The organism is uncultured Mailhella sp. (genome assembly GCF_905187505.1).
In the GTDB taxonomy this organism is placed as follows: Bacteria; Desulfobacterota; Desulfovibrionia; order Desulfovibrionales; family Desulfovibrionaceae; genus Mailhella.
In genome coordinates this window covers 1-2,515 of the sequence record NZ_CAJJIC010000193.1, presented here as the reverse complement: position 1 = coordinate 2,515, position 2,515 = coordinate 1, and the positions used below count along the sequence as shown (strand labels likewise).

Sequence of the window (2,515 nt, the reverse complement as noted above, 5' to 3'; positions counted from 1 at the left end):
AACGTTTTCAAGGGGCAGCCCTTTCTGTGGGGGAAAATCTGATGCGTGCATTCTGTGTCATTGTAGTGACGGCCTTTCTGCTGTGTCCTTCTTCGTCCTACGGACTTGTGGTATGCAATCCTGCCGGGCAGACGGAAGACGGGATGTACATTGATGCCGTTCTGGAGCAGACGAGCGGAGGAAAAACGTTTTTTCCGCGTGCCGAGCGAGAGGAGATACGCGCGGAAGGGGATGAGCTTGCGGTCTTCAACGAGCTGTTCTTGTCCCGCGGATGGGGCGACGGCCTGCCTCTCATTCCGCCGACTCCCGAACGCGTGGCGGCCATGGTGGAGGGGTACGATCTGCCCGGCGACTTCGCCATGGCTACGCTGGCTCCCATGGAGGGAGTGGCCACGGTGGAAAAAATCGCCGTCAACGCCGTCATGGCAGGGTGCGAACCCAGACACATGCCCCTTCTTGTGGCGGCCGTGGAAGCGGTCAGCCGGCCGGAATTCGACTTGCGCGGCATGGCAACAACCACCAATCCCGACGCGGTGCTCATGATCGTGAGCGGCCCCATAGTCAAACGGATGGGGCTCAATGCCGGAAGCGGTGCTTTCGGACGCGGCAACCGTGCCAATGCCAGCATCAGCCGTGCGCTTCATCTCATCATTCAGAACGTGGGCGGAAGCCGCCCCGGCATTACCGACATGTCCACGCTCGGTCAGCCCGGGGAATTCGTCATGTTTCTGGCCGAGAACATCGAGGCGAGTCCATGGCCTTCCTGGCATACGGAGTTCGGCTTTCTGCCGGAACGCAACGTGGTGACCGTGGCGGCCGTGGAGGGGTATTCCGGCATCATGGGCATAGGGTACAGCAGACCGGAATATCTTGAACTTGTTGCCCAGTGGCTTCGCGGGCATGACAGGCCGTACAGAAGCGCCGTCATTCTCGTGATTGCTCAGGATACCGCAAAAATGCTGGCCCGGGAGGGCTGGACGCGCGAAAGCATTCGTGCGCATCTTCGGGAACGCGCCAGGGTGCCCTTCGGCGACTGGATTCGGCAGTACCATGCCGCCAGGGAGGCCAGAAGGGGAGTGCCGGAAGAGGTGCTTTCCATAACGGACGAGCACGCCATGATTCCCAAGCCCTTTTTTGACGCCATGCCCATTATTGTGGCCGGAGGAACGGGCGAAAAAAGCATGATCATGCCGTGCTGGGCCGCCGGGCGCATGGTGAGCGAGGAGGTGCGACTGCCCTGGGACTGGAAATGAAAGACGCCATTGTAAAGAACTCCATGACGAATCTTTACAAAACATTGAGTGTTTCCGGTATATTCAGAAGGAAAAATTCGTTATGGTAAATAGGCAGGAAGGCAGTTTTCCTGCCGCATGCTGTATAAGGAGATATTGTATGAAAATGCGTTTTTTGATGCTGGCCCTGGCGCTTATGCTGTCCGCCGCTCCCCTGGCCTATGCCAAGTCCGACAATCCGTTTGAGCTCAACAACGCCACGACGGAAGAGCTGATGAACCGTTGCTTCTTCTCGCAGGAAGATGCCGAGCGCATTCTCGATCTGCGCGACTCTCTGGGCGGATTCCAGAGCTGGGACGACCTCAAGGAACTGAATCTTTCCGAAGCACAGCTCAGCATTCTGGCTTCCGAAGCGACGATTTCCGGCATTTCCACGGACTGCAATTGCTGACAGTCGGCATTGCGTCCATCCTTTGAAAAGCGGTCTGGCCTTCGCTGACGGTTCAGGCCGTTTTCCTTTTTCGGCAAATGGAGGCGATTTGTCTCATGTCGGAGCGTTTCGTTGAAGAGACGCCGCTTCGACTGTCTGTTTTTTTCCTTCATGTTCAACAGGCAGGTTTATCATGCCCGACAGGTATTCACGAAGAAATTTTCTTAAGCTGAGCGCGGCTCTGCTTGCGGGAGGGGCCGCCGTTGCCAATCCCGACAAGGCCGGAGCCATCGGTTATATCCCTCCGAAAGGCGGAGCGATAACGGAAGTGAAGGGCTATTGTCCTTTCTGTCAGGTGCGCTGCACCTACAAGGCGCGCGTGCAGGACGGCAAGATTCTCAGCGTTACCGGCGACAGCAGCAATCACTGGACGGGCGGCGCCATGTGCCCGAAGGGCATGTCCATTCTGGAACTGATGAACAGCCCCTTCCGCATCACGGAACCCATGTATCATGAGCCTGACGGCAGCTGGCGCAGAATTTCCTATCAGGAAGCCGTGGACATGGTGGTGGAACGCATGAAGGCCGTTCGCGACAAGTATGGCGCCAAGGCCGGCAACCGCGTGGCCCTGACCATGCCTTTGTGGGACTGCCTGGAATCGGAAATTGCGGCGCTCATGACGCTGCGCACGGTGGGCAGCGTTCAGGCCATGCCTCCGGGGGAAACCTGCGTTTCCACGGCCTCGAACATGCTCGGTCTCATGCTCGGCGTGAACAGCGGCTCCACGCAGGTGGACGAACTGCCCAAGGCCGAAACGCTGGTGCTGTGGGGCGCCAACGTCAATGATCTGTAT

The 2,515-nt window shown here is 58.1% G+C and carries 3 protein-coding genes; all 3 read left to right on the top strand.

Annotated elements, in window-relative coordinates; genetic code table 11:
* The first annotated feature begins 41 nt into the window (after positions 1–41).
* On the top strand, positions 42–1,253 hold the full coding sequence (locus QZZ60_RS11200; RefSeq protein WP_295641429.1) for a hypothetical protein: 1,212 nt from the start codon (positions 42–44) through the stop codon (positions 1,251–1,253).
* 139 nt (positions 1,254–1,392) lie between these two features.
* Positions 1,393–1,683: a helix-hairpin-helix domain-containing protein gene (locus tag QZZ60_RS11195; protein WP_295641427.1), complete on the top strand. Its 291-nt coding sequence runs from the start codon at positions 1,393–1,395 to the stop codon at positions 1,681–1,683.
* Positions 1,684–1,855: 172 nt separating this feature from the next.
* Positions 1,856–2,515 (top strand): molybdopterin-dependent oxidoreductase (locus QZZ60_RS11190; RefSeq protein WP_295641425.1); only part of this gene is annotated, 660 nt, incomplete at its 3' end.

Bases quoted from the DNA above. Each gene is read 5' to 3' on its own strand.
- QZZ60_RS11200 (WP_295641429.1), top strand. From the start codon at position 42: ATGCGTGCATTCTGTGTCATTGTAGTGACGGCCTTTCTGCTGTGTCCT.
- QZZ60_RS11195 (WP_295641427.1), top strand. From the start codon at position 1,393: ATGAAAATGCGTTTTTTGATGCTGGCCCTGGCGCTTATGCTGTCCGCC.